The sequence below is a fragment of the Mesorhizobium sp. M7D.F.Ca.US.004.03.1.1 genome (genome assembly GCF_003998635.1).
Taxonomy (GTDB): Bacteria; Pseudomonadota; Alphaproteobacteria; order Rhizobiales; family Rhizobiaceae; genus Mesorhizobium; species Mesorhizobium loti.
This window is the reverse complement of record NZ_RZQG01000645.1, coordinates 1-3,474: the sequence shown is the minus strand read 5'-3', so window position 1 is coordinate 3,474 and position 3,474 is coordinate 1. Positions and strand designations below refer to the sequence as shown.

At 61.6% G+C, this 3,474-nt stretch carries 3 protein-coding genes and 1 pseudogene; 3 read left to right on the top strand and 1 reads right to left on the bottom strand.

Annotation, left to right across the window (positions count from 1 at the left end; all coding sequences use genetic code 11):
• Positions 1 to 697 (bottom strand): DMT family transporter (locus EN935_RS27170; RefSeq protein WP_164771372.1); only part of this gene is annotated, 697 nt, incomplete at its 3' end.
• Positions 698 to 725: 28 nt separating this feature from the next.
• Between EN935_RS27170 and EN935_RS27165 the strand changes: the two genes are divergently transcribed.
• From EN935_RS27165 to EN935_RS27155, 3 genes and pseudogenes are all read left to right on the top strand, one after another.
• Positions 726 to 1,415, top strand: coding sequence for a PIG-L deacetylase family protein (locus EN935_RS27165; protein ID WP_127263017.1), 690 nt, complete (start codon positions 726 to 728; stop codon positions 1,413 to 1,415).
• A 286-nt stretch (positions 1,416 to 1,701) separates the two neighbouring features.
• Positions 1,702 to 3,033, top strand: coding sequence for an ABC transporter substrate-binding protein (locus EN935_RS27160; RefSeq protein ID WP_109666017.1), 1,332 nt, complete (start codon positions 1,702 to 1,704; stop codon positions 3,031 to 3,033).
• Between the two features lie 110 nt (positions 3,034 to 3,143).
• Positions 3,144 to 3,474, top strand: a pseudogene (locus EN935_RS27155) (sugar ABC transporter permease); the annotation flags it as partial.

Here is a 3,474-nt window from a genome sequence, read left to right as displayed (position 1 = left end):
GGTTGGCGGGTGCGTTTTTCAGGGCCAGCAGCTGCAACAGCTGGCCGCAGGCAGTGAAGGCACCCGCCATCACCAGCCACAGCAACTGTTTCCCGCTGGGAACGGTGAATGCGGTGGCAGCGGCACCGATGCCGTTGAACAGCAGACCATAGCCGATCAGCACGCCCAGCATGGTGGTGCGCTTTTCCTGCTGGGCCAGCGAACGCATCAGGATGACGCTGGTCGCGGCGAGGAATGCAACCCCGAAAGCGGCAAGGTGGCCGAGATTGAGTTCGCGAAAGCCCGGCCGCACCACCAGCATGACGCCGGCAAAACCGGCAACCACCGCCAGCCAGCGCCAGGGGCCGACCTTCTCCTTGAGGATCAGCGTGGAGAGGATGGTGACGCAGAGCGGCGCCAGGAAGATCAGCGCGTAGGACTCGGCCAGTGGAATGGTGGTGAAGGCGTAGACGCTGAGCACGCCGGACGCGATGCCGGCCCAGGCACGCGCCTGCACAGCCCAAGGCCTCTTGGTGCGCCAGAAATCACGCCAGCGCTCGTCCGCCGGGCGCGTGAAGAAGAGAAAACAGCCGGCAAACAGCGTCGTGAAGAAGCCGATCTCGAAGACCGTGAATTGTCCACCCAGGCTTTTGACAACGGCATCGCTGCCCGAATAGCTTGCGTAGGCGATCAGGGCGAGCAGAATTCCGTTCGTCACGTTGTTCCATTTCCGGGGAGAGAGTGGTTTGAAAATCCTGGCGCTCGGTGCGCATCCGGACGACATCGAGATCTTCATGTTCGGTACGATGGCCGCCTATGCCGCGCAAGGCGCAGAACTCACTTTTGCCATAGCCACGGATGGTGCCAAGGGCGGCAAGAGTGATCCCGTTGTTCTCGCTCGCGTCCGTCGCCAGGAAGCAACGGCCGCGGCCGCGCTGCTCGGGGCGGCGCTGCGCTTCCTCGACTTTCCCGATGGCGAGCTGGTGGCCGATGCAGCGCTGATCGGGGCGCTGAAAGCACTGATTCGCGAGACCGGACCAGATCTGGCGATCACGCATGCGCCCAACGACTATCATGCCGACCACCGCGCGCTGTCGGACGGCGTGCGCATCGCGGCGTCGTTCGGGGTTCCAGTGCTGCATGCCGACACGATGGGCGGCACCGGTTTTTCGCCGACGCACTATGTCGACATTTCCGCCCATGCCGAGATCAAGGCCAGGGCGATCCGCATGCATCAGTCGCAGGATCCCGACCGCTTCGTCGATGGCGCGCGAATGCAGAACCTTTTTCGCGCCGGCCAGTGCAACGGCGCGCAGGGCTCGTTGGCCGAAGCCTTCCGCTTCGAACCGACGTTCCCCTTCGCCGACATCCGCGAACTGCTGCCGCCGGCGCCGCCGATCCGGAAGGTCATGGTGAGCACCAAACGGGTCGACTGAGAGTCGGGAAGGCCCTTAGATCTGGTCGAGGTCGGCCCGCGCAGCTTCGACAATCCGCGCGGGCCCGGCCAGCGATCAGCACTTTTCCCAACGTTTTCAGACACCGGCATAGGCATGCTGCGGCGCAGCAACGAATTCGCTTGCCTTGTTTAGTAAAAATTGCATCACTAAACAAATTACTAAACATCTGCGGTGCTGTTGCGCCGCCATGTTTAGGCCCCTGAGGAGAGGGGTTGAAGGCTCTTGAAACCGTCATCCGGGCGCGTTTCGCAAATGGGAGGAAGGCATGAAATCGAGCTTGAAACTGGCGTTGGGACTGACCTCGGCGATTACAGCGTCGACAGCCGTCTCGAACGTCGCGCACGCTGAAGACCTGACGCTGTGCTGGGCCGCCTGGGACCCGGCAAACGCGCTTGTCGAACTGTCCAAGGATTTTACCAAGGAAACCGGCATCGGCATGAAATTCGAGTTCGTGCCGTGGACCAACTATGCCGACCGTTTCCTCAACGAGTTGAATTCGCACGGCAAGCTGTGCGACCTGATCATCGGCGACAGCCAGTGGATCGGCGGCGCCGCCGAGAACGGCCACTATGTCAAGCTGAACGACTTCTTCGACAAGGAGAAGATCAGCATGGACGACTTCGTGCCCGCAACCGTCGTCGGCTATTCGGAATGGCCGAAGAACACGCCGAACTACTGGGCGCTGCCGGCCATGGGCGACGTCGTCGGCTGGACCTATCGCAAGGACTGGTTCTCCAAGCCGGAGCTGCAGAAGGAATTCAAGGAGAAGTACGGCTGGGATCTCGGCCCGCCGACCACCTTCGACCAGCTGAAGCAGATCGCCGAGTTCTTCCAGAAGCGCGAGATCGACGGCAAGACCGTCTATGGCGCCTCGATCTACACCGAGCGCGGCTCGGAAGGCATCACCATGGGCGCCATGGACGTGCTCTACAGCTACGGCTTCCAGTACGAGAATCCCAAGAAGCCCTATGAAATGGAAGGCTTCGTCAATTCCGACAAATCGGTGAAGGGGCTGGAATTCTACAAGGCGCTCTATGATTGCTGCACGCCTCCGGGCGCCTCGAACAGCTACATGGGCGAAGGCGTCGATGCCTTCAAATCCGGCCAGGTGGCGATGCACATGAACTTCGCCTTCACGTGGCCGGGCCTACAGAAGGACGAGAATGTCGGCGGCGACAAGATCGGCTACTTCGTCAACCCGAAGGGACCTGACGGCGAGCAGTTCGCCCAGCTCGGCGGCCAGGGTATCTCGGTGGTGTCCTATTCCGACAAGCAGGAATCGGCGCTGAAATACATCAAGTGGTTCGCCAACAAGGACGTGCAGGCCAAGTGGTGGTCGCTCGGCGGCTATTCCTGCCTCAACGCGGTGGTCAAGGATCCTAAGTTCCCGGCCAGCCAGCCCTACGCGCAGACCTTCCTCGACTCGATGGCCATCGTGAAGGACTTCTGGGCCGAGCCGAGCTACGCCCCGCTGCTGCAGGCCTCGCAGAAGCGTTTCCACGACTATGTCGTCGCCGGCCAGGGCTCGGCCAAGGATGCGCTGGACGGTCTGGTCAAGGACTGGACGCAGGTCTTCCAGGACGATGGCAAGATGTAACCCGGCTCCTCCCGAGCTAGGCCCAAGCGTCCCGTGCCGCTCTTGGCACGGGACGCAGTTCAGATAAATTCCATGACAGAGACGACCAAGTGACCGAAGCAGGACTCACCATGCTCAATCGGACCGCGGAGAACGTTGCCCGGGCGACCCCGGAACCGTTGGCCCGCAAAGCCCGGGGCATCAGCGACAAGGGCCTCGCCTGGCTGTTCATCTCGCCGACGATCCTGTTGCTGCTGGCCATCAACATCTTCCCGCTGTTCTGGGCGATCTATCTGTCGTTCACCAACTACCGCGCCAACCGCCCAAACGAGGTGGTGAAGAATCTCGGTTTCGCCAACTACCAGCGCATCCTCGGCGACAAGGATATCTGGATCGCCATGCAGACGACGGCGCATTTCGTGTTCTGGACCATCCTGTTGCAGACGCTGATCGGCTTCACGC